At 66.3% G+C, this 20,295-nt stretch carries 21 protein-coding genes; 7 read left to right on the forward strand and 14 right to left on the reverse strand.

Translation table 11 applies throughout. The features are described 5' to 3' along the window. Positions 1 to 238 precede the first annotated feature (238 nt). From PT015_RS08445 to PT015_RS08460, 4 genes are all read left to right on the forward strand, one after another. Complete coding sequence (locus tag PT015_RS08445) at positions 239 to 460, forward strand: hypothetical protein (protein WP_285190183.1); 222 nt, start codon at positions 239 to 241, stop codon at positions 458 to 460. A gap of 234 nt (positions 461 to 694) precedes the next feature. Next, entirely contained in the window at positions 695 to 1,342 is a 648-nt protein-coding gene (locus tag PT015_RS08450) for a hypothetical protein (protein WP_285190184.1), read from the forward strand. Between the two features lie 249 nt (positions 1,343 to 1,591). Next, entirely contained in the window at positions 1,592 to 2,026 is a 435-nt protein-coding gene (locus PT015_RS08455; protein ID WP_285190185.1) for an MmpS family transport accessory protein, read from the forward strand. Beyond that, the gene (locus tag PT015_RS08460; protein ID WP_285190186.1) at positions 2,023 to 4,923 is read left to right on the forward strand and encodes an MMPL/RND family transporter; all 2,901 of its coding nucleotides are present in this window, start codon (positions 2,023 to 2,025) and stop codon (positions 4,921 to 4,923) included. Before PT015_RS08455 ends, PT015_RS08460 begins: the two co-directional genes overlap by 4 nt. Position 4,924: 1 nt before the next feature. Here the strand turns inward: PT015_RS08460 and PT015_RS08465 are convergent, their stop codons facing one another. From PT015_RS08465 to PT015_RS08490, 6 genes are all read right to left on the reverse strand, one after another. Continuing rightward, positions 4,925 to 5,764, reverse strand: a complete 840-nt coding sequence (locus PT015_RS08465) for a DegV family protein (RefSeq protein ID WP_285190187.1) — start codon at positions 5,762 to 5,764, stop codon at positions 4,925 to 4,927. A gap of 4 nt (positions 5,765 to 5,768) precedes the next feature. After that, positions 5,769 to 6,497 carry a diglucosylglycerate octanoyltransferase gene (octT, locus tag PT015_RS08470; RefSeq protein WP_285190188.1) on the reverse strand — a complete coding sequence of 243 codons (729 nt, stop codon included), beginning with the start codon at positions 6,495 to 6,497 and terminating at the stop codon, positions 5,769 to 5,771. After that, positions 6,487 to 7,158: a glucosyl-3-phosphoglycerate phosphatase gene (gene gpgP / locus PT015_RS08475; protein ID WP_285190189.1), complete on the reverse strand. Its 672-nt coding sequence runs from the start codon at positions 7,156 to 7,158 to the stop codon at positions 6,487 to 6,489. The genes octT and gpgP overlap by 11 nt, the downstream gene beginning before the upstream one ends. Further along, the gene (rsfS, locus tag PT015_RS08480; protein WP_285190190.1) at positions 7,155 to 7,514 is read right to left on the reverse strand and encodes a ribosome silencing factor; all 360 of its coding nucleotides are present in this window, start codon (positions 7,512 to 7,514) and stop codon (positions 7,155 to 7,157) included. Before rsfS ends, gpgP begins: the two co-directional genes overlap by 4 nt. Beyond that, on the reverse strand, positions 7,511 to 8,107 hold the full coding sequence (nadD, locus tag PT015_RS08485) for a nicotinate-nucleotide adenylyltransferase (protein ID WP_285191000.1): 597 nt from the start codon (positions 8,105 to 8,107) through the stop codon (positions 7,511 to 7,513). The genes rsfS and nadD overlap by 4 nt, the downstream gene beginning before the upstream one ends. A 105-nt stretch (positions 8,108 to 8,212) precedes the next feature. Next, positions 8,213 to 9,250, reverse strand: a complete 1,038-nt coding sequence (locus PT015_RS08490; protein ID WP_285190191.1) for a PE-PPE domain-containing protein — start codon at positions 9,248 to 9,250, stop codon at positions 8,213 to 8,215. A 252-nt stretch (positions 9,251 to 9,502) separates the two neighbouring features. On the opposite strand from PT015_RS08490, the gene PT015_RS08495 reads away from it, so the two are divergent. Continuing rightward, complete coding sequence (locus PT015_RS08495) at positions 9,503 to 10,444, forward strand: hypothetical protein (RefSeq protein WP_285190192.1); 942 nt, start codon at positions 9,503 to 9,505, stop codon at positions 10,442 to 10,444. Here PT015_RS08495 and PT015_RS08500 read toward each other — a convergent pair. The 5 genes from PT015_RS08500 to PT015_RS08520 are packed head-to-tail and all read right to left on the reverse strand — an operon-like array spanning position 10,441 to position 17,637. Next, positions 10,441 to 11,883 carry a vWA domain-containing protein gene (locus PT015_RS08500; protein WP_285190193.1) on the reverse strand — a complete coding sequence of 481 codons (1,443 nt, stop codon included), beginning with the start codon at positions 11,881 to 11,883 and terminating at the stop codon, positions 10,441 to 10,443. The genes PT015_RS08495 and PT015_RS08500 overlap by 4 nt on opposite strands. A gap of 7 nt (positions 11,884 to 11,890) precedes the next feature. Continuing rightward, positions 11,891 to 12,766: an AAA family ATPase gene (locus PT015_RS08505; protein WP_285190194.1), complete on the reverse strand. Its 876-nt coding sequence runs from the start codon at positions 12,764 to 12,766 to the stop codon at positions 11,891 to 11,893. A gap of 21 nt (positions 12,767 to 12,787) precedes the next feature. Further along, entirely contained in the window at positions 12,788 to 14,035 is a 1,248-nt protein-coding gene (locus PT015_RS08510) for a glutamate-5-semialdehyde dehydrogenase (RefSeq protein ID WP_285190195.1), read from the reverse strand. A gap of 21 nt (positions 14,036 to 14,056) precedes the next feature. Further along, positions 14,057 to 15,460 (reverse strand): mechanosensitive ion channel domain-containing protein, encoded by a 1,404-nt coding sequence (locus PT015_RS08515; RefSeq protein WP_285190196.1) that lies wholly within the window; start codon positions 15,458 to 15,460, stop codon positions 14,057 to 14,059. Further along, on the reverse strand, positions 15,457 to 17,637 hold the full coding sequence (locus tag PT015_RS08520) for an adenylate/guanylate cyclase domain-containing protein (protein ID WP_390888011.1): 2,181 nt from the start codon (positions 17,635 to 17,637) through the stop codon (positions 15,457 to 15,459). The genes PT015_RS08515 and PT015_RS08520 overlap by 4 nt, the downstream gene beginning before the upstream one ends. On the opposite strand from PT015_RS08520, the gene PT015_RS08525 reads away from it, so the two are divergent. Both PT015_RS08525 and PT015_RS08530 read left to right on the forward strand, forming a co-directional pair. Continuing rightward, the gene (locus PT015_RS08525; protein ID WP_285190198.1) at positions 17,522 to 17,767 is read left to right on the forward strand and encodes a hypothetical protein; all 246 of its coding nucleotides are present in this window, start codon (positions 17,522 to 17,524) and stop codon (positions 17,765 to 17,767) included. The genes PT015_RS08520 and PT015_RS08525 overlap by 116 nt on opposite strands. A gap of 10 nt (positions 17,768 to 17,777) precedes the next feature. Next, complete coding sequence (locus tag PT015_RS08530) at positions 17,778 to 18,641, forward strand: PfkB family carbohydrate kinase (RefSeq protein WP_285190199.1); 864 nt, start codon at positions 17,778 to 17,780, stop codon at positions 18,639 to 18,641. A gap of 4 nt (positions 18,642 to 18,645) precedes the next feature. Here PT015_RS08530 and PT015_RS08535 read toward each other — a convergent pair whose 3' ends face one another. The 3 genes from PT015_RS08535 to PT015_RS08545 form a co-directional block, all read right to left on the reverse strand. Then, on the reverse strand, positions 18,646 to 18,855 hold the full coding sequence (locus PT015_RS08535; protein WP_285190200.1) for a hypothetical protein: 210 nt from the start codon (positions 18,853 to 18,855) through the stop codon (positions 18,646 to 18,648). 111 nt (positions 18,856 to 18,966) lie between these two features. Further along, a complete protein-coding gene (locus PT015_RS08540; protein WP_285190201.1) occupies positions 18,967 to 19,638 on the reverse strand; it encodes a TIGR04282 family arsenosugar biosynthesis glycosyltransferase in 672 nt (223 codons plus the stop codon). Next, a complete protein-coding gene (locus PT015_RS08545) occupies positions 19,635 to 20,288 on the reverse strand; it encodes a glycosyltransferase family 2 protein (protein ID WP_285190203.1) in 654 nt (217 codons plus the stop codon). Before PT015_RS08545 ends, PT015_RS08540 begins: the two co-directional genes overlap by 4 nt. Positions 20,289 to 20,295 lie beyond the last annotated feature (7 nt).

The following is a 20,295-nucleotide window of genomic DNA, read 5'->3' on the forward strand; positions in this document are numbered from 1 at the left end:
AAGCCGCGAACGCGCTCCGAAAATGTAGGGAAATCCCTGATTCAGCGGCGGCCACGGAGTCGATAGCGTCCACGCCACGGTCGAGCCCATGCCGAATACGCCCGCCTGCGAGCCCTCGCACGTCCTCGCGGCTGGGATTTGCGCGGCCAAAATATAGGGAAATCCCTGATTCGCTAATGACTTCTGCGACGTAGCGTCGGATTACCTATCAGACCACCTGGGTATCGAAGGAATCCGCATGAACGATCGCCCGACGAACCGCATCGACCGGACGTCACCTGGCTGGCCCCGAAGCGACGACGACCGTACACAGCGCGCGTATCAGCAGACCGGTTCGGCGATCCCGCCGACATCGAAAATGCAGCGTCGCGACTCGGGCGACTCAACCCAGACCAGCGCGCAGGCCTGGTCCCAGGACAGCGGCGATTCCGGGTACTACCGCGAGTCCGGCGACTATTAATCAGGGTCGCAGCAGGCGAACTGGCACGACAGTACCGCTTCGGATTCGGAGTCGCGGTCGGACGAGTTCGCACCCAAGGCCTGGTTCCGGTCGGCGCCGACCTATCTGCTCGCCGCAGCAGCTGTTGCCGTACTCACGGCCGGGGGCGGGCTGGCTTACACGTTGACCTCGTCCGACCACCCGGCGCCGGCACAACACCCATCGGTGCAGCCCGCTCCGCAGCAAGGCAACCCCGTGGCGCCCGCTCCGCAGGCCCCGCCGCCCGCGCCGGACCAGCCCGCGGGGTCGATTCCCCTGCCGGACGCGCCGGTGTCGGCACCCGACGCCGGGTCCGCGCCGAACTTCGCACCGGCACCGGTTCAAGTGCAGGCTCCTCCGCCCGTTGTGGTGCAGGCGCCCGAACCGCAGCAGCTACCCGATCCGAACCAGCAGTTCCCTAACAACCAGTGGCCTCACGGTCCGTTCCCCAACAACCAGCACCCGGGTCATCACCACCCGCCGAACCAGAACCAAAACGAGAACGACAACGGGAACGGTGGCAATCCGCAGAACCAGAATGGCAACGGCGGCGGTAACCCGAACCAGAACCAGAACGGGAACGGCAACGGCGGCGGCAACAACCCGCAGAACCAAAACGGGAACGGGAACGGCGGCGGCAACAACCCGCAGAACCAAAACCAAAACGGCAACGGCGGCGGCAACGGCGGCAACCCGCAAAACCAAAACCAAAATGGGAACGGCGGCAATCCCAACCAGAACCAGAACCAGAACGGCAACGGTGGCGCCAACACCGGTGGCCAGAACCAGAAGCCGAATAACCAGCCGCAAAAACCGGAATCGGCCAACGACACGCTGTGCCACCCGAAACCACCGCCCTGCTGACACGCACGTTCGATTAGTCGGCCAACTCCCCCCGCCCCGAGGGGGTAGGCCGCGCGGAGCTCAGTCGCGCGAAGGCCCTAGCAGAACGCGTGCGTGCTTTATGCTTTAGCATCGTTAGCCGAGCGAAGGTTCTGACGGCATCGCTGGAAAGCATCAACGTCGCCGCTAACCACCCACTTCGTTTGCCAGTGGAATGAATACGTCTTGAAGCGCTTGCGCATGGCCGGCGGGAGGGACCGAGTGAGGGCGATGTCGATCGGCGGACTGCTCAAACGTGCCTGGATACCACTGCTGCTCATCGTCGTGCTGTCGGTGTCGGCACTCGTCGTGACGCGTCTGCACAAGGTGTTCGCCTCGGAAGACCTCAACGCCAATTCAGGAGCCGGCATCAAGATCGTGCAGTTCAACCCCAAAGTCGTGAAGTACGAGATCTTCGGAAACCCCGGGGCCACGGCCAACATCAACTACTGGGACGCCGACGCCGACACCCATCAGGTCAACAACGCGCCGCTGCCGTGGGAGTTCACCGTATCGACCACGCTGCCGACGGTGAGCGCCAACATCATGGCTCAGACCGACGGTGGCTTCATCGGCTGTCGCATCACCGTCGACGGTGAACTGCGCGAGCATCAAAGTTCCGAGGGGCACAACGCCCAGGCCTTCTGCTTGGTGAAGTCCGCATGAGCGACAACGCAACTCACACCACCGAGACCACGAAGCCGCACCGCCCGTACCTACCCCACTTCATCCGCATCTTCTCCATCCCGATCATCATCGGCTGGGTCGTCGTCACCGTCATCGTGAACATGGTCGTCCCGACGCTGGAAGTGGTCGGCGAGGCGCACTCCGCCCCGATGGCGCCGCTCGACGCGCCGTCGATGAAGGCGATGATGCTGATGGGGCACAACTTCCAGGAGTTCGACTCCAACAGCACGATCATGGTCGTCGTGGAAAGCCAACAGCCGCTTGGCGATTCGGCTCACAAGTATTACGACGACATCGTCCGGAAGCTCCGCAAGGACACCGCGCACGTCCAGCACATCCAGGACTTCTGGGGCGACCGGTTCACCGCCGCGGGTGCGCAGAGTTCCGACGCCAAGGGCGCCTACGTCCAGGTGAACATCGCCGGCAACCAGGGCACCACCACGGCCAACAACTCGGTCGAGGCCGTTCGCAAGGTCGTCGACAACGAGCCCGCGCCCAACGGCGTCAAGGCGTACGTCACCGGTTCCGCGGCCTTGTCCGACGACATGCACGTGATCGGCAACGAAAGCCTGGCGACGATCACGTTGTTCACCTTGGGTGCGATCGCGATCATGCTGTTGCTGGTCTACCGATCGATCGTCACCACCCTGGTCCAGCTGTTCATGACCTTCGTGTCGCTGCTGTGCGCGCGCGGAGTCGTCGCGGTATTCGCCTTCAACGACCTATTCGGGCTGACCACCTTCGCCGCGAACATCCTCACGATGTTGGCGATCGCCGCGGGAACCGACTACGGCATCTTCCTGGTCGGGCGCTATCAGGAGGCCAGACACGCCGGCGAGGACCGCGAGGACGCGTACTACACCACCTTCAAGGGAGTGGCGCCCGTCGTGTTGGGCTCCGGCCTGACCATCGCCGGCGCGACCTTTTGCCTGAGCTTCTGCCGCCTGCCATGGTTCGCCACGATGGGATGGCCGGTGGCGATCGGCATGATTGTCGTCGTCTTCGCAGGACTCACTCTCGGGCCGGCGCTGGTCTACCTCGGTAGCCGTTTCGGGCTCTTTGAGAAAAAGAAGGGCAAATCCCAGGGCAAGCTGTGGCGTCGCGTCGGCACCGCTGTGGTCCGTTGGCCCGCGCCCATTTTCGCCGTCAGCGGGGCGGTGGTACTGGTCGGCATGGTCGCCTTGCCCGGCTTCAGGCCGAGCTACAACGACCGGCATTACCTGCCGGAATCGGCGCCGTCCAACGTCGGATATGCCGCCGCTGACCGGCATTTCAGCGAAGCCCGGATGAATCCCGACCTGTTGTTGATCGATGCCGACCACGACATGCGGAACACCTCCGACATGCTGGTGCTGGACAAGGTTGCGAAAAACGTCATCCGCACCGTCGGCATCGCGATGATCCAGGACATCACCCGGCCGCTGGGAATTCCCATCCAGCACAGCTCAATTCCGTTCCAGAACAGCATCCAGAGCCAGACCACGATGCAGAACATGAAGTTCCTGAAGGACCGGATGGCCGACATCCTGAAGATGGCCGACCAGATGCAGATCATGATCGACGTGACGACCCGGCAGGCGAAGGTCACTCACGACCTGGCCGACGCCGCACGCGACAGCGCGACCACCACGCGAGAGACGTCGGAGATCACCGACACGCTGCGGGATCACATCGCCGACTTCGAGGACTTCTACCGGCCGATTCGCAGCTACTTCTACTGGGAGAAGCACTGCTACGACATCCCGGTGTGTATCTCGTTCCGGTCGCTGTTCGACTCGATCGACGGCTTCGACCAGCTGGCCGAGAAGTTCCACGCGCTCTCCGGTGACATCGACCGGACCGCGACGGCGTCGCACGAGCTGGAGCAGTTGATTCCAATCATGTTGGAAACACTGAAGACAACGCATGGTCTGACGCTGACCATGTACCAGACGTTCAAGGCGATGATCGACCAGATGGAGGCGATGAGCAACACCTCGATCGTGATGGGGCAGAGCTTCGACAAGTCGCAGAACGACGACTTCTTCTACCTGCCGCCGGAGGCCTTCCAGAACCCGGAGTTCATCCGTGGCGTGAAGATGTTCTTCTCTCCCGACGGAAAATCGGTGCGGTTCTTCATCACTCATCAGGGCGACCCGATGACGCCGGAAGGCATCGCGCGGACATCCGCCGAACGCCAAGCGGCGCAGGAGGGCATCAAGCAGTCATCGCTGTCTGACGCCAAGATCTATCTCGGCGGCACCGCTGCGACATTCCGCGACATGGCCGACGGTGAGAAATACGACCTGATGATTGCGGTGGTATCGGCCCTGACGCTGATCTTCATGATCATGCTGCTGCTGACCCGAAGCGTGGTGGCGGCGTTGGTGATCGTGGGAACAGCGAGCAGTTCTATCGCCGCCTCGTTCGGCCTGTCGGTGTTGATCTGGCAGGACCTGTTCGGCATGAACATCCACTGGATCGTGCTGGCGCTGTCGGTGATCATCCTGCTGGCCGTCGGCTCCGACTACAACCTGTTGCTGGTCTCACGATTCAAGGAAGAGATACACAACGGGCTCAAGACCGGCTACCTCCGGTCGATGGCCGGGACCGGTTCGGTGGTCACCTCGGCGGGTCTGGTGTTCGCCTTCACGATGGCCGCGATGCTGGGCAGCGACCTGACCGTGCTGGGCCAGTTCGGGTCGACGGTTTGCATCGGTCTGCTGCTCGACACCCTGGTCGTGCGAACGCTGTTCATGCCGTCGCTCGCGACGCTGCTCGGCCGTTGGTTCTGGTGGCCGCTGGTGGTCCATCCGCGCGGCGACTACGGGAAGCCGAAGCCGCGAGCCATCTCAGAAGACGCCAACACGGCGCCGCTGGCCGCGCAGAAGACCTGAGCTAGTCGACGTCGGCTACTTCGACGCACACCCCGAGCGCGCCGGCGCCGACGTGCAGCGCCAGCACCGGGCCCAGACCGGTGACGATCGCCGGTTCGCAATGCGGCAACCGTTCGGCCAACGCGTCCGCCAGACTCCGCGCGCCGTCGGCGTTGGCGACATGATGGACCGCGAGTGCGGCGGGGCGCTCCCCCACGATTTCGACGACCCGCTCGATCATCGTCGCAACCGCCTTAGTGGCCGTTCGAACCCGTTGCGCCAGAACCAGTTTGCCGTCTTCGATGCGCAGCAGCGGCTTGAGCGACAGTTTGGTGCCCAGCCACGCGCCGGCGCCGCCAATGCGTCCGCTGCGCCGCAGGTTGTCCAGCTGTTGCACGACGATGAACCCGTGGTTGCGCTCGATCGCGGCCGCCGCTGCTGCCGCGACCGCATCGAGGCCGGCGCCGTCGGCGGCGGCCCGGGCTGCGGCCAGCGCGACGAATCCGGTGTTCATCCCGGTGAATCTCGAGTCGAGAACCCTGATCCCCGAACCGATCTCGGCGGCGCTGGACTCGGCGGCAGTCAGGGTTCCCGACAACGCCTTGGACAGGTGCACGGCCACCACGCCGTCGCCGCCGCTGTCGGCCAGCGCTTGCCGGTACACCTCGGCCAACTCGGCCGGTGTCGCGGCGGCGGTGGTGGCATGGCCGAATTCGTGAATATCGTCCGGGATGTCGTCGACCCCGTCGCGCAGGTCGGTGTCGTCGACCAGGATGTGCAGCGGGACCTGGCGTATCCCCCACCGCTCCCGCACCCCCTCGGGAAGGCGGGCCGACGAATCGGTGACGACGACGACGGGCATACGCTCAGCCGTCGACTCTGATGCCGGCCTCGGCCAGCGCCTTGAGCGTCAACTCCGCAACCGCTTGGTGCGCAACGAAATTCCAGTGAATGCCGTCGGGATTGCCACGACCGTTCAGCACCTCTTCGGCGACGGCCGCTTTGAGGTCGACCAACGCGACACCGTGTTCGTCAGCCCATTCGGTGATCGCGGCAACGGTACCGTCCCGGCCGTGGTGGGCCTTGCCGTAAGCCTCGGCGATGTGCACCGACGGCAGCGAAGCCACCACCGGGATCCCCGGACGGTTGAAATCGATTGCGCCGCGGGTCTCTTCGAGATACTCCACGCTCAGGTGCGGCGGCAGCGCGGCGCGGGCAACCGGGGAGAACCGCGGCTGAATCCAACCGTAGCCGTCGCGCACCCAGCGCCGCAGCCACGGCGGGCGCACGTAACGGATGAGTTCGCGCAGCGCGGTCGGCAACGGGGAGGGCAGCGAATCCATGCCGCTGGTCGCGAAGATCACCGCACCCGCGCGCGGCAACGCCGCCCAGGCGCGCGGATCCTGGGTGGCCGCCCACCAGACGTCGCGGCACGTCCACCCGATACGGCCGATCAACTCCAGGTCCCAGCCGAGTTGCGCGGCAACAAGATTGGGCCAGATGCGGGGATCGTCGGACGGCAGACCGCCCTTCGGGCCGTAGTAGGCCAGTGAGTCGGCGAAGACCAGCAGGGTCGGCCGCGCGTCAGAGGACATCGCCCGCAACCTGCGCCGAGGCGTTCCACACGTCGAGCCGCCAGCGGATGGAGCCGAAATCGTCCGCGCCGTCGGAACTATGGCCCGAGAGCTGCGTCCAGCTGGCGTTGCCCATGCCGCCGAGCACCGGCCAGTTGGCGACCGGCAGCCGCAGCAGCGCCGCGGTCAGCGCGGCGATCAGGCCGCCGTGGGCGACCAACACCACGGGCCGCGCCTCGTCGGCCGCGCCCCACTCGGGCTCGCCGGCGACCAGCTCGGTCACCAACGGCACGCTGCGCTGCGCCACGTCGACCCGGTTCTCGCCGCCGTGCGGAGCCCAGGTTGCGTCGTCGCGCCAGGCCAGCCGGGCGCCGGGGGCGATGGCGTCGATCTCGATGTGCGTCATGCCCTGCCAGTCGCCGAGATGGGTCTCGCGCAGCCGGTCGTCGGCCCGCACCAGCAGGCCGGTGCGTTCCTGCAGCGCGACGGCGGTGTCGTAGGCGCGGCGCAGATCCGAGGACACAATCAGCAACGGCTGGTGTTTGGCGAGTGCCTCGGCCGCGGCGACGGCCTGGGCGCGGCCCAGATCGGTCAGGTCGGTGTCGAGCTGGCCCTGCATCCGGCTGCCCAGGTTGTACGCGGTCTGGCCGTGCCGCAGCATCACCAGCCGGCGGATCGTCATGACAGGTCCATCGCAACGACCGGACAGTCACGCCACAGCCGATCGAGGGCGTAGAAGTCGCGTTCGTCCTGGTGCTGGATGTGCACGACGATGTCGACGTAGTCCAGCAGTGTCCAGCGCCCCTCCCGGGTGCCTTCGCGGCGGGCGGGCTTGTAACCGGACTCGCGCATCTTCTCCTCGACCTCGTCGACGATCGCATTGACCTGTCGCTCGTTGGACGCCGAGGCGATGACGAAGCAGTCGGTGATGACGAGTTGGTCGGAGACATCGATGACGACGACGTCGTCGGCGAGCTTCGCGGCCGCCGCGCGGGCGGCGACGGTCGCCATGTCGATGGCCTCGGGCGCGGCGGTCATGTCTGCTCCCCCGGTTTGCGGTACAGGTCGCGTTTCGAGATGTACTGCACGACGCCGTCAGGCATCAGGTACCAGAGCGGGCGGCCTTCGGCGGCGCGCAGTCGGCAGTCGGTGGAAGAGATTGCCAGAGCGGGGATTTCGACCAGCGAGAGCGCGTCTTCGGGCAATCCGTCGAGGACACCGGTGAGGTGCTCGCTCCCCAGCTCGTAGCCGGGCCGGCTGACGCCGACGAAGCGGGCCGCGGCGAACAGCTCGTCGAGGTCTTGCCAGGCCAGGATGGAGGCCAGTGCGTCGGCGCCGGTGATGAAGTAGAGATCGGAGTCGGCGTTGACCGCCTGCAGGTCGCGCAGGGTGTCCTTGGTGTATGTCGGCCCGCCCCGGTCGATGTCGACGCGGCTGACCGAGAAGCGCGGGTTGGCCGCGGTGGCGACGACGGTCATCAGGTAGCGGTCTTCGCCGGCGCTGACCTCGCGGCCCTTGAGCCAGGGCTGGCCGGTCGGAACGAACACCACCTCGTCGAGGTCGAACAAGTCGGCGACCTCACTGGCCGCGACCAGGTGGCCGTTGTGGATGGGATCGAACGTCCCGCCCATGACTCCCAGCCGCCGCTTTTGCACGGTTTGCCAGCTTACTGGAGCGCGATGTGGCCGGAATCCAATGTCACAGAGGCCACACCGGCACCCGGGCCGGAGCGTCGATCAGGAGTAGACGGGGTCGAACAGGGCCGCGACGGTCTCCAGCAACGCGGTGATCGCTCCGCTGTCGGCGACGCCGTGCGAGAACGAACCGATCAACGCTGCCGCGTCGTTGATGATCGCACCCGAGTCGGTCCAGTCCGGAATCTCGATGGTCGTGGTCAGGCCGGTGGTCGTAGCGACCCCGCTGGCGACATCCTCCGGCGTCAACCCCAGGTATTCCACGTGGGTGGTGAAGAAGTGGAAGAGCCCGTTCGCCAGGCCGAGCAAGGGGCTGCCACCCGGTGCATTGACGCCGAAGTCCCAATCCTCTTGCCAGTCGGAGACTCCGTCGTAGTGGATGTCGTAGATGGTGGTCGGATAGAGGTCGTTCGGTGTGTAGTCGGCGAGCAGGCCACCCGGGGCGAACTGGTCTTCGTTGATGGCTTTGAGCACTTCGTCGGTGATCGTCGTTCCGGTGTCGCCGCCGCCGAAGAGCTGAACCAAATCGGCGTAGATGTTGGTGGCGATGCCGTTCGCGTCGCTCGGGTCGCCGATGAACACGAAGTGCAGGTCCTCCGACGGGATGCCGTCTTGAGCGAGAATCTTCTCGGCCGCCGACACGGCAATCGCGCTCTGCGAGTAGGCGAACACCGTCAGAGGATCATCGGCACTCATCAAGTTCGAGTGATACGCGGCTTCGATCGCGTAGACGATGTTGGTCTCGTCCTGCAGGCTGCTCGGGCCGAATTGGAACAGTTCGGGCGTCGACAGCACCTGCAACGAACCGTCGCACGGCAGGTTTCCGACCATGTTGCAGATCGACGTCGCGGCATCCGAGAACCCCAGCGGCTTCAGGAACAGCTCGTTCGCCGCCTCCACGTACGCCGTTGACGGCGTGGGCTGGGCGGTACCGCCGAGAAAAATGGCGTTGGTGCTGCCCGCAAGGCTGATGGGGTCCGCCAGCGGGTCGTCGGTGTCGGCGTGGGCCGGCAGGGACAGGGCGATCGACATTCCCGTCGCCCCGATGATCGGCGCCATAACGGATAGGCGTTTCAGCATGACGAACCTCAATTCATTTCTGCCGGTTGCATATAACGCACCGAAGCCGAAAATGCTTGGCCTACGCTTATCTGAAGCCGAGCTGATAATAACCTCATATTGACCTGTGCAACTGAGGAGGTTCGTCTGAGCTTCGCTTGGGCGCCGCCCGCCCGGCTGATGTGCGAGTTGCCCGCCTCTGAGCGAATTCGCTTTGCTGTCGGGCCTCCTGATTACGATCGGTTTCAGTAATTTCGGGGAGAGGCTCGAGTCGTGATCGCGTTCATCTTCGGCGCCATCGGCGTCGCGATTCTGGTCGTTGGGTTGGTGGTGATCGGTCTCGCGATGGTGGTGCTTGCGCCGAACCGCGAATCGTCGTCGCCGGCGCAACTCGCGCTTCTCGGGGTGCTGGCCGTTGTCGCGCTAGTGGCTACCGCCGTCATTGCCGACCAGGGCGGCGGTGGTTGGTCGGCGGCGCCGACGGTGGTGTGGGTATTCGCCCTCGCGTGCATTCGCAACGCCGCCCCGGTTCGGGAAACCGAGCAGCAGCGCAAGCGGCGACTGGCGGAGGCGGCGAAGCGCGAGGACGCCCGCCGGCGGGTCGAAGAACGCAATCGCGTCAAGGTTTTCGGCAAAGAGGGTCTGGCGATAATGGGCCAGGCGAAGTCGGCCGTCGACAACATCATCGCGACGCGTGCCGCTCGCGACGGCTGGTTGGGCGAGCCGGGGGCGCTGGATTTCACCGGTTACCTCGCGACGATCGCCGATACTCTGCAGCGGGCGCGGCGGATCGAAGACCTTGCTGCGCAGTCGAAAGCGATCCCCACACCGACCGCGGACGACGCCGCGATGCTGCGCGACGCCGAACGGACCATCAAGCAGCTCCGCGGCGAGGTCGCGGGTCGGGTCCAGGTTCTCAACGATTGCGCGCGCAAGGCACAGCAGGTGGACCGTGTGCTGGCGGCTGAACGTGAGCAGGCCCGCCAGGCCGCCAGGCGTGACGACAACAGGAGTCAGCTGTCGGCAGAGCTGTACGGGGTGGCGGCACTGCCCACCGCGTCAGCGCCGGACGCCACCGACGCGGTCAGCGCCTACGTGGCCGCATTCCATGAACTCAAGGGAACGATCGGCGCGACGCCGACGCCCGCCACGGTGATCTCGCAGCCTGCAGCCGAGAACACCCTGGTATGGCTGCGCAAGAAGCTCCCGTTCTAGACGGGTAGCAGCTGATCGATCACGGCGGCCAGCTGCTTGGCCGACCGGCACTCGTGCATCGTGATGACGTCCTGGTAGCGCGGCACCGCCGAGTCGCCGCTGCCCCACAGGTGCTTGGGCTCCGGGTTGAGCCAATGCGCGTGCCGGCTCGCGGTCACCATGTGCGACAGCACATCGATCGCTGGGTCGCGGTAGTTGGTCCGCCCGTCGCCGAGCACCAGCAGCGAACTGCGCGGCGACAGCACGTTCGGGTGGTCCTGAATGAAAGAGACGAACGCGTTGCCGTAGTCGCTGTGGCCGTCGCGGGTGTACACCCCGGCTTCGCGGGTGATCCGCTGTATCGCGACGGCGAGATCGGCGTCCGGGCCGAACATGTGGGTGACCTCGTCGCTGGTGTCGATGAACGCGAACACCCGCACCCGGGAAAATTGCTGACGCAGCGCGTGCACCAGCAACAGGGTGAAGTGGCTGAACCCGGCGACCGAGCCGGACACGTCGCACAACACCACGAGTTCTGGACGGGCCGGCCGTGGCTTACGCAGCACCAGGTCGATCGGCACACCGCCGGTGGACATCGACTTGCGCAGCGTCTTGCGCAGGTCGATCGCGCCGGCGCGAGACCGACGGCGGCGCGCGGCCAGCCGGGTAGCCAGCGTGCGGGCCAACGGCTGCACGACGCGGCGCATCGAGCGCAGCTGATCACCCGAGGCGCGTAGGAATTCGACGTTCTCCGACAGTTGCGGGATGCCGTACATCTGGACGTGGTCGCGGCCGAGCTGCTCGGCGGTGCGCCGCTTGGTCTCGGCGTCGACCATCTTTCGCAGCTGCGTGATGCGCTGCGCGGCAAGCGCTTTGGCGATCTCTTCTTGGGTCGGCGTCGGCTCGTCGCCATAGCCGGCCAGCAGGCCGGCGAGCAGCTTGCCCTCCAACTCGTCGAGCGCCATCGACTTGAGCGCCTGATACGACGAGTACGACGGCCCGCGGCTGGAGTTGTATTTGCCGTAGGCATCGACGATTTGGGCGATCATCGCGACCAGCCGGTCGTCCATTTCAGCGAGGTCGGGGTTGTCGGTCAGCAGGTCGAGCAACATCTGCCGCATCGCCTCGACGTCCTCGGGCGGCAACTGCACGTCGGGGTCGATGGCGTCCTCTTCGCTGACCGCCGCCCGGGTGCCGAGCGCGGCGGGCCACCAGAGGTCGAACATCGCGTCGTAGGTCTCGCGGTGCTCGGGCCGCCGCAGCACCGCGCAGGCCAATCCCTCGCGCAGGATCTCGCGGTCACCGAGGCCGAGCACGCCCATCACCCGGCCGGCGTCCACGGTTTCCGACGGGCCGACCGAAATGCCTTGGCCGCGAAGCGCTTCGACGAACCCGACCAGGTGGCCCGGGATGCCGTGCGGGGCCAACGGCTGGCTGGGGCGAACGCGGCGGACGGCCATCAGACGCTCAGTTCAGCCGTAACTCGGAGGTGGCGCGGGTCTGGTCGGACTGATGCTTGAGCACCACGCCCATCGTCGCGGCGATCGTCGCGTCGTCGATGGTGTCGAGGCCCAATGCCAGGATCGTCCGGCCCCAGTCAATGGTCTCGGCCACCGACGGCACCTTCTTGAGTTGCATGCCACGCAGCACGCCGATGATGCGGACCAGTTCCTCGGCGATGTGGGCAGGCAGCTCGGGCACGCGGGACAACAGGATTCGGCGTTCCAGCTCGGCGTCCGGGAAGTCGATGTGCAGGAACAGGCAGCGACGCTTTAGCGCCTCGGAGAGTTCGCGGGTGGCGTTGGAGGTCAACACCACGAACGGCTTCCGGTCGGCGGCGATGGTGCCCAACTCGGGGATGGTCACCGCGAAGTCGGAGAGCACCTCGAGGAGCAGGCCTTCGATTTCGATGTCGGCCTTGTCGGTCTCGTCGACCAGCAGCACCGTGGGTTCGGTGCGGCGGATCGCGGTGAGCAGCGGCCGCGACAGCAGGAACTCTTCGGTGAAGACGTCGGTCTTGGTCTGGTCCCAGTCGTCGGACCCGGCCTGGATGCGCAAGATCTGCTTGGCGTGGTTCCACTCGTACAGCGCGCGGGCCTCGTCGACGCCTTCGTAGCACTGCAGGCGGACCAGCCCGGAGCCGGTGGATTGCGCGACGGCGCGGGCGAGTTCGGTCTTGCCGACGCCGGCCGGACCCTCCACCAGCAACGGCTTGCCGAGCCGGTCTGCGAGGAAAACCGCTGTGGCAGTAGCGGTGTCGCATAGGTAGCCGGTTTCGGCCAGCTTCCGGCCGACGTCGTCGATGTCGGCGAACAGCGGTGCGGGCCGCGCAGGCACACTCACGTAGTCATTCTCCTAGCTATGTCAGACCGCTCGGGTCTGGCCGTCTCCCCACACGATCCATTTGGTCGAGGTCAGTTCGGCGAGCCCCATCGGGCCGCGGGCGTGCAATTTCTGGGTGGAGATGCCGATTTCGGCGCCGAACCCGAACTGCTCGCCGTCGGTGAAGCTCGTCGCGGCGTTCACCATCACCGCGGCCGCGTCGACACCCTCGGTAAAGCGTTGCGCCGCAGCCATGTTCGAAGTCACGATGGCCTCGGTGTGGCCGGTGCCGTATTCGTTGATGTGGGCGATCGCGGCGTCGACGCCGTCGACCACCGCCACCGCGATCTCCATCTCGAGGTACTCCCGGCGCAGGTGATCCTCGTCGGGGTCCAGGTGCACGGTCACCCCGGCGTCCTGCAGCGCGTTGACCAGTCGCGGCATCGCCTGGTCCGCCACCGACACATCGACGAGCAGCGTCTCGGCCGCGTTGCACACGCTCGGCCGACGGGTCTTGGAGTTCAACAGGATTCGCTCGGCCATGTCGAGGTCGGTGGCGTCGTGCACGTACACGTGACAGTTGCCGACGCCGGTCTCGATCGTGGGCACCTGCGAGTCGCGCACCACGGCGTCGATCAGACCGGCTCCCCCGCGCGGTATCACCACGTCGACCAGGCCACGCGCCTGGATCAGATGCGTGACCGACGAGCGATCGGCGGACGGCAGCAGTTGCACCGCGTCGACGGGCAGGTCCTCGCCGCGCAGCGCGTCGCGCAGCACCGCGACCAACGCCTCGTTGGAGTGCACGGCCGACGCGCTGCCGCGCAGCAGTGCGGCGTTGCCGGATTTCAGCGTCAGCCCGAACGCGTCGACGGTGACGTTAGGCCGGCCCTCGTAGACGATCCCGACGACACCGAGCGGGACCCGCTGCTGTCGCAGGGCCAACCCGTTGGGCAGGGTGTAGCCGCGCAGCACCTCCCCGACCGGGTCGGGCAGCCCGGCGACCTGCCGCAGGCCCGCGGCAATCCCCTCGACGCGCGTGGGGTCCAGCGCGAGCCGGTCGAGCATGGCGGTGGGGGTGTCGGCGGCGCGGGCGGCCCGCAGGTCCTCGGCATTCGCCGCCAGGATCCGGTCGGTGTTGGCCACCAGCGCGTCGGCGGCGACGCGCAGCGCGTGGTCCTTGGCAACAGTCGGGAGTGCGGCCAGAATCCGAGCGGCCAACCGGGCCCGTCGCGCCGCGTCGTGCACCTGCTGGCGCACGTCGGTCGCCGGCAAGGTAGGGACACTCATTAACCCAGGGTAGCGGCCAAACTAGCGCCGGGTAGAGACGGCCCCAATGGACGATGACTCCCTGCGGCGGTCCTCGATGATCCGGCCCAACTCCTGCAGCAGCAACGGCGCGCGGAGCACGAGATCTTCGATGTACTCACGGTCGATTTCGAGAGCCGTCACTTCTTCCAGCGCGTGGGCGCCCGACAGACTCGGTTGGCGGGTCAGCGCGCTCAGCCCGAGGAACGAGCCTTCCTCCAGCACGCTGAGCGGAGTCACCGACCCGTCGTCGTTGGTGCTCGTCCGGCGGACGGTGCCCTTGATCAAAAACGTCATGGCCGTGGGGACTTCGCCCGCGTAGTGCACGATCTCGTCGGTGCCGTAGCGAACCAGCTTGGCGTGTGGGATCAGCAACTGCTGATCGGCGAGGCTCAACCGCAACGCCGGCGCCACCACGTCTCGCATCGCCATCTGCACCCGCGCCGGCGTCGAGAAGTCGTCGGTCGTGCCGTCGAGGTGCAGGCCCTCGCGCCGGGCCGCGTACCAAATCCAGCGCAGGAAGGTCGCTTTCGCGGGCCCGTCGTCGGCGGGCGACTTCAGCGCGATGCTCACCTCGTACTCCCCCGACCCGGCAACCGAGGCGGTCGGCGCGACGCCGGCCTTGCGTTGCGGCAGCGCGTCGGCCACCCGCACCAGCAGCAGGCGCACCTGGTCGGGCGGATCGTCGACCGAGAACGTGGTGGCGATCGAGAGCTTGTGCGCGCCGGACGGCCGGCTGAGGTTGGTGAATGACGTGGCGGCCAGCACCGAGTTCGGCGTGATCTGCAAACCGTGCCCGGTCTGGATGTGCACCGCGCGCCAGTTCGCCTCCACGATGCGCCCGCGCGCGGACGGGGTGTCCAACCAGTCGCCGATCCGAAAAGGCTGCTCGAACAACATGAACAGGCCGGACACGATTTGGCCGACAGAGTTCTGCAGCATCAGGCCGATGAGCACCGACGTGACGCCCAGCGCGGTGAACAAGCCGCCGACGCGTACCCCCCAGACGTAGGAGAAGATCAGCGCGAGGCCGACCGCGATCAGCAAAAACCGTGTGACGTCCCGGAATATCGTCGGCACCCGCTTGCGCCAGGACCCTTCGGGCGCACCCTCGAAGACCGTGGCGTTGAGCCCCGACAACACCAGCAGCAGCACGACGAAACCGAAAACGGTTGCCAGCACGCGCACCGAGTCGAAATGGGCCGGCACCCGTGCGATCTTGACCAGCAGCACAAGCAGCGCGGCCAACGGCACCAGGTAGCTGCGCAGTAGATTGACCGGCGTGGCCAGCGCGCTGTCGCGTCGCGCCAAAAACTGGTGCAGTTCGGTGAGGCTGATCAGCAGCAGCGGCAGTCCGATGGCCAGCCCGACGGCCCAGTACAGCCAGAAGGTGTCGACGACGGTCATTTGCGGTCCGCCAATCGCCAGATCGGCTGTTCCTCGCCGCCGACGGTGACCGTGCCGGCCGAGGTGAATTGGCGCAGATCGCGCATCACCTCGTAGACGTCGGAGGTCACGAAGACACCGGAATCAGTTGCACCGCTGCGCATCTGGTGGGCGAGGTTCACCGCCGCGCCCCACATGTCGTAGATGACGCTGGATCGGCCGACCAGCCCGCTGATCACGTTGCCGGTGTTGACCCCGGCCCGGATGCTGAGGTGGTAGCCCCTACCGGAATTGAATCGCTCGATGATGCGCTGCATCTCCACGGCGAAATCAATGGTCCGCGGCACGCTATCGAGTCGCGGAACATTGAGCCCGCAGCTGGCAAGGTAGCCGTTGTGCACGGTCCGAATCGGCTCGACGCCAAAGGTTTCGGCGGCCGAGTCGAGTTCGCGCATCAACTCGTCGATGGTGCCGACCAGTTCGTCACCGGACAGCCCGCCGCACATCTCGTCGAGGCCGATGATGTCGGCGAAGATGACCGTCACATCCTGATGCTCCTGCGCGATGGTCTGCTCCCCGTCGCGGTAGCGCTGCACCACGGGCTCGGGCATCAGCGACAGCAGCAGTCGGTCGTTCTCCTTGCGCTGTTCATTGAGCAGGTCTTCCTTGATCTCGAGGTTTCGCGCCATCTCGTTGAATGCGGTTGTCAGGTCGCCTATTTCGTCATGCGAGGTAAGTGGGATGGCGACGGCGTAATTGCCGGAGCTGATCTCTTCCGCGCCGGCCCGTAGCCGCCGGATCGGACGGACGAAGCGTTGGGCGATCAGCATCGCGAGCAGACACAGCGCGAAGACCATCACCGTGGCCGCGACGACCAGCGTCCGGGCGAACGCCTCGATCCGCGCGAATGCCTCCTCGCTGTCCCGGCTGGCCAGAATCGACCAGCGCAGATCGGAATTGGGGATGGCCACCGGCGCGTAGGCCGCGAGCTCGTGATCGCCAAGATAGCCGGTCTCCATGACGGTGCCGCTCTGCCCGCGTTGCGCGGCACGGAACGCCGGCCCTTCCACCGGCTGCACCAATGTGGTTCCGTGCCAACGGATTGCCTTGTCGACCACGTCGGCGGGGGTGCCGGCGGCGACGGCATCGCGCTGATACTTCGCGGGATCCTCGAGGAACAGCCGCGAATCGGAGCGCATCAGCCCATCGGGTCCGGCCAGGTACGTCTCAGCCGTGGCCCCCATGCCCGCCGCTTTCCAATGCTTGTCGGCGGTCATGATCCGGTTGACCCTGTCGATGGGGAGCGGAAGCGCCATGACGCCGTCGGTCTTACCTGCTACGCCGATCGGCGACACCAGCCACGCGATCGGCATCCCACCGGCGGCCTGGAACGCCTGAAAGTCGGTGATCCAGACGAAATCGACGGAGTCTGCGGCCAGTGCCTTTTCGTACGCGCCGCGCAGATTCGACGAACGGTACGGCCCGGTAGTGATGTTGGTACCGAGAGTGGGCCCTTTGTTCACGTTGTACACAACGTTGCCGCGTGTATCGAGCAACACCGCGTCGCGGTACTCGAATCGGGTCGTGATTTCGCGGAAGTAGTTGTCGAACTGCATGTTCGCGGCCGACCAGGCGCTGCCGTCACCGGCGTCGACGGGTGCGGGCGAGGCGTTCGACGCGTGCACGGTGTAGTGCGATTGCAGGTATTTCTCGGCGTTGCCACGTGGCAGCATCGCAGCCAGGTCGAGTTTCACGCCCGTCGACTTTTGGATCGGCTTGATCAACTTGTCGGTGTAATAGCTCTCCAGCTCCAGCTGCTGCGCCGGATCGGTAGGGGCGTCGGCCAATTGGTCGAATGCCGCGGCAAAGGCCTGCACCGCCTGGTCCGCGGTGTAGCCGCGGCTGTAGATCGCCAGCGAGTTGGACAGGTCGGCGAACAACATCTCGATCGCCCGCTTCTGACCTTCGCGCAACTGGGTCATCCGTTCGGCGGCGATCGGCATCAACGTGCGGCTACCCGAGACGTATTCGACGATCCCGATGATGCCCAGCGACGCCAGGCTGGAGACCAACAGCATCACCATGATCTTCGACTGGATGCTCAATCTGGCCCGACGGCGCGGACGGCGACGCCAACCAGCTTTCGCCGATACCGGCTGTTCGCTCGGCGCCGGATCGGCTGTGCCCTGCGGCGTCAATCGACGTCCTTTCGCAGCCAGGCTGAAAGCCCAGATCACGCAGCAGAATATCGCCTGGGGCAGGGCGAAAACGGGTTTGCCGAAAACCGTTATCAACACGATGTTTGTGTATCCGCGTGCATCTCCCTAGCGTCGGCGCCATGACCCGGGTGTGCGTGTGCGTGGTGGGCAGTGTGAACATGGATATCGGCCTGGATGTCGCCGAATTGCCACGACCGGGCGAAACGGCCCTGGCCACGTCGATGCGCTCGGCGCCGGGTGGCAAGGGCGCCAATCAGGCCGTTGCCGCCGCCCGCGCGGGCGCTGACGTGCGATTTGTCGGTGCTGTAGGCAACGACGCGACGGCCGCCCAATTGCGCGAACACCTCGTCGACAACGGCGTGGACACCGATGGTCTCATCACGGTCCCGGGACGCAGCGGTACCGCCGTCGTTGTTGTCGACTCCGGTGGCGAGAACCTCATCGTGGTTGCACCGGAGGCGAACAGCCGGCTGACTCTAGACACGACGAGGCTGCCCGATCTGCTCGCCGGATGCGATGTGGTGTTGCTGCAGTTGGAGATTCCGATCGCGGCGGCAACCGACGCGGCCCGCGCGGCACGTTCGGCCGGGGCGACGGTGATGCTCAACGCGTCACCGCCCGGCGGAGATGACACGGCACTCGCCCAGTTGTCCGACGTGATAGATGTCTTGATCGTCAACGAAACCGAAGCGGCGCAGTGGGTTTGGCCGGTGGCACATCGCGTCACCACGCTGGGTGCGCGCGGCGCGGCCTATACCGGCGACGGCGTCGAGTTCACCGTTCCCGCGCCGGAGGTCGATCCGGTCGACACCGCCGGTGCGGGTGATGTGTTCGCCGGAGTGCTGGCCGCCAATTGGGCCCGCGACCGCGACCGCGCGCTGCGACGGGCTTGCGCTGCCGGCGCATTGGCGACGCTGACGGCCGGTGCCGGCGACTGCGCGCCCGACGCCGACGCGATCGAGCAGGCCGCGGCCGCCGGCTGATCGGTCAGGCGGCCAGATCGGTGTCGTCGACCGTCCGACGGTTGACGGACGGGCGGAAGCGCCGAACCGCGGACGACGGCGTCGACGCCGCCTCGGTGTCCGATTCGCGGGTCCGCGACGTGCTGCTTTCCCGTGCGGTGCCGGTGGATATCCCGTCGGAGATCAGCACCGCGAACAGCAGTAGAAAGCCCGTTCCTATCGCGATCAAGAACATATCGACACCTTCCGTGAGTGCGCATTAGAGAAGCGACATCACGTGCAAGGGGCGCCGGTAACCGCTTTATTCCCCTAACTTGAAAAAAGTTTAGTCAGATGCCAAACGGTCCTAAAGCCCCGCGCCTTGGGTGACAGTGGTGAAGCGACTGGACGGACCGCACGCATCCCGCACTACCGCGACATCGTCGATCACGTCGACATCGGCCAGAGTTTCCACACTTAACACCTCGATACCGGTGGCGCGCAGTGCTTGCGCCGTCAAGAGCCCGGTATCTGGCTGGGACATCGGGACATCGCGGAGGCATTCGGCGACGGAGGGATCGCGCAGGCCGAGGATCCACCACCCCCCGTCGCACGCCGGTCCCAGCACCGCCGGAGCGCCCAGCAACGTGCGTGCGCAGGCGGTCAACAAGTCGGTCGTCACCTGCGGGGTGTCCATCCCGATCTGCAGAACGGGCAGCCCCGGAGAGCCTGCGCCCGCGTCCGCGTGCGCGTTGGCCAGCCGGTCCGCGAAGCCGTCACCGCGCTGCGCGATCACGGTGAAAGTGTCGAGACGGCGGCGGATTTCGGCGCTACTACTTGCGGCGTCCAGATCGCCGGTGAGCGCCACCACCCGCGCCGCCACCGGCGTCGCAGCCACTGCGTCCAAGGTGTCGAGCAGAGCGGCAGCGGCGATGTCGGCGGCGATCCGATCGCCCACGGTTTTCGCGAGTCGTGTCTTGGCTTTCCCCGGTTCCGGGGCCTTCGCGACCACCAGCGCGATCACCGGAAGTGCGTTCACGAGATCACCTTCCAGAAGTCCAGGATCGCCGTGATGCTGCCGCGCAGCGAGCCGCTGACTTTCGACGTGCCACCGGTCCGGGGACCGTAGTCCACGTCGAACTCGACCACCCGCCAGCCGGCCGCGGCCGCGCGCACCAATAGTTCGAGCGGATATCCCGAACGTCGGTCGGCCACACCGAGATTCAGCAAGTCTTCTCGCCGGGCCACTCGCATCGGCGCGATGTCGTGGACCGGCAGGCCGTGCCGGGTGCGCAGCCGCCAGCTCATGACGACGGTGCCCACCCGCGCGACCCACGGCCATTGCAGGCCCCGGACCGGTCGACGCCGGCCGATCGCCAGGTCGGCACCGTCGTCTAGGGCGGCCACCAGGCGCGGCAGGTCCGCGGGATCCATCGATCCGTCGGCATCGATGACCGCGACGACGGGCGTCGACGCCGCGACGACGCCCGCGTGCACGGCCGATCCATAACCGGGTCGCTTTTCGACGACCACCGCCGCGCCGTGCCGAACGGCCACCCCGGCCGTGTCGTCGGTGCTGTTGTTGTCGACCACGAGCGCGCGGTAGCCCGCGGGTATCGCCGCCAACACGCCCGGCAACGATTCCTCCTCGTTCAGACATGGCAGCACGACAGTGACCAGATCCGGCATCGAGCCT

This window comes from Candidatus Mycobacterium wuenschmannii, from assembly GCF_030252325.1.
Classification (GTDB): domain Bacteria; phylum Actinomycetota; class Actinomycetes; order Mycobacteriales; family Mycobacteriaceae; genus Mycobacterium; species Mycobacterium wuenschmannii.

Bases quoted from the DNA above. Each gene is read 5' to 3' on its own strand.
- PT015_RS08535 (WP_285190200.1), bottom strand. From the start codon at position 18,855: ATGTTCTTGATCGCGATAGGAACGGGCTTTCTACTGCTGTTCGCGGTG.
- PT015_RS08500 (WP_285190193.1), bottom strand. From the start codon at position 11,883: ATGGCCGTCCGCCGCGTTCGCCCCAGCCAGCCGTTGGCCCCGCACGGC.
- PT015_RS08445 (WP_285190183.1), top strand. From the start codon at position 239: ATGAACGATCGCCCGACGAACCGCATCGACCGGACGTCACCTGGCTGG.
- octT (WP_285190188.1), bottom strand. From the start codon at position 6,497: ATGTCCTCTGACGCGCGGCCGACCCTGCTGGTCTTCGCCGACTCACTG.
- PT015_RS08525 (WP_285190198.1), top strand. From the start codon at position 17,522: ATGATCTTCGACTGGATGCTCAATCTGGCCCGACGGCGCGGACGGCGA.
- PT015_RS08465 (WP_285190187.1), bottom strand. From the start codon at position 5,764: ATGCCCGTCGTCGTCGTCACCGATTCGTCGGCCCGCCTTCCCGAGGGG.
- gpgP (WP_285190189.1), bottom strand. From the start codon at position 7,158: ATGACGATCCGCCGGCTGGTGATGCTGCGGCACGGCCAGACCGCGTAC.
- PT015_RS08455 (WP_285190185.1), top strand. From the start codon at position 1,592: ATGTCGATCGGCGGACTGCTCAAACGTGCCTGGATACCACTGCTGCTC.
- PT015_RS08510 (WP_285190195.1), bottom strand. From the start codon at position 14,035: ATGAGTGTCCCTACCTTGCCGGCGACCGACGTGCGCCAGCAGGTGCAC.
- nadD (WP_285191000.1), bottom strand. From the start codon at position 8,107: ATGGGCGGGACGTTCGATCCCATCCACAACGGCCACCTGGTCGCGGCC.
- PT015_RS08515 (WP_285190196.1), bottom strand. From the start codon at position 15,460: ATGACCGTCGTCGACACCTTCTGGCTGTACTGGGCCGTCGGGCTGGCC.
- PT015_RS08530 (WP_285190199.1), top strand. From the start codon at position 17,778: ATGACCCGGGTGTGCGTGTGCGTGGTGGGCAGTGTGAACATGGATATC.
- PT015_RS08460 (WP_285190186.1), top strand. From the start codon at position 2,023: ATGAGCGACAACGCAACTCACACCACCGAGACCACGAAGCCGCACCGC.
- PT015_RS08490 (WP_285190191.1), bottom strand. From the start codon at position 9,250: ATGCTGAAACGCCTATCCGTTATGGCGCCGATCATCGGGGCGACGGGA.
- PT015_RS08545 (WP_285190203.1), bottom strand. From the start codon at position 20,288: ATGCCGGATCTGGTCACTGTCGTGCTGCCATGTCTGAACGAGGAGGAA.
- rsfS (WP_285190190.1), bottom strand. From the start codon at position 7,514: ATGACCGCCGCGCCCGAGGCCATCGACATGGCGACCGTCGCCGCCCGC.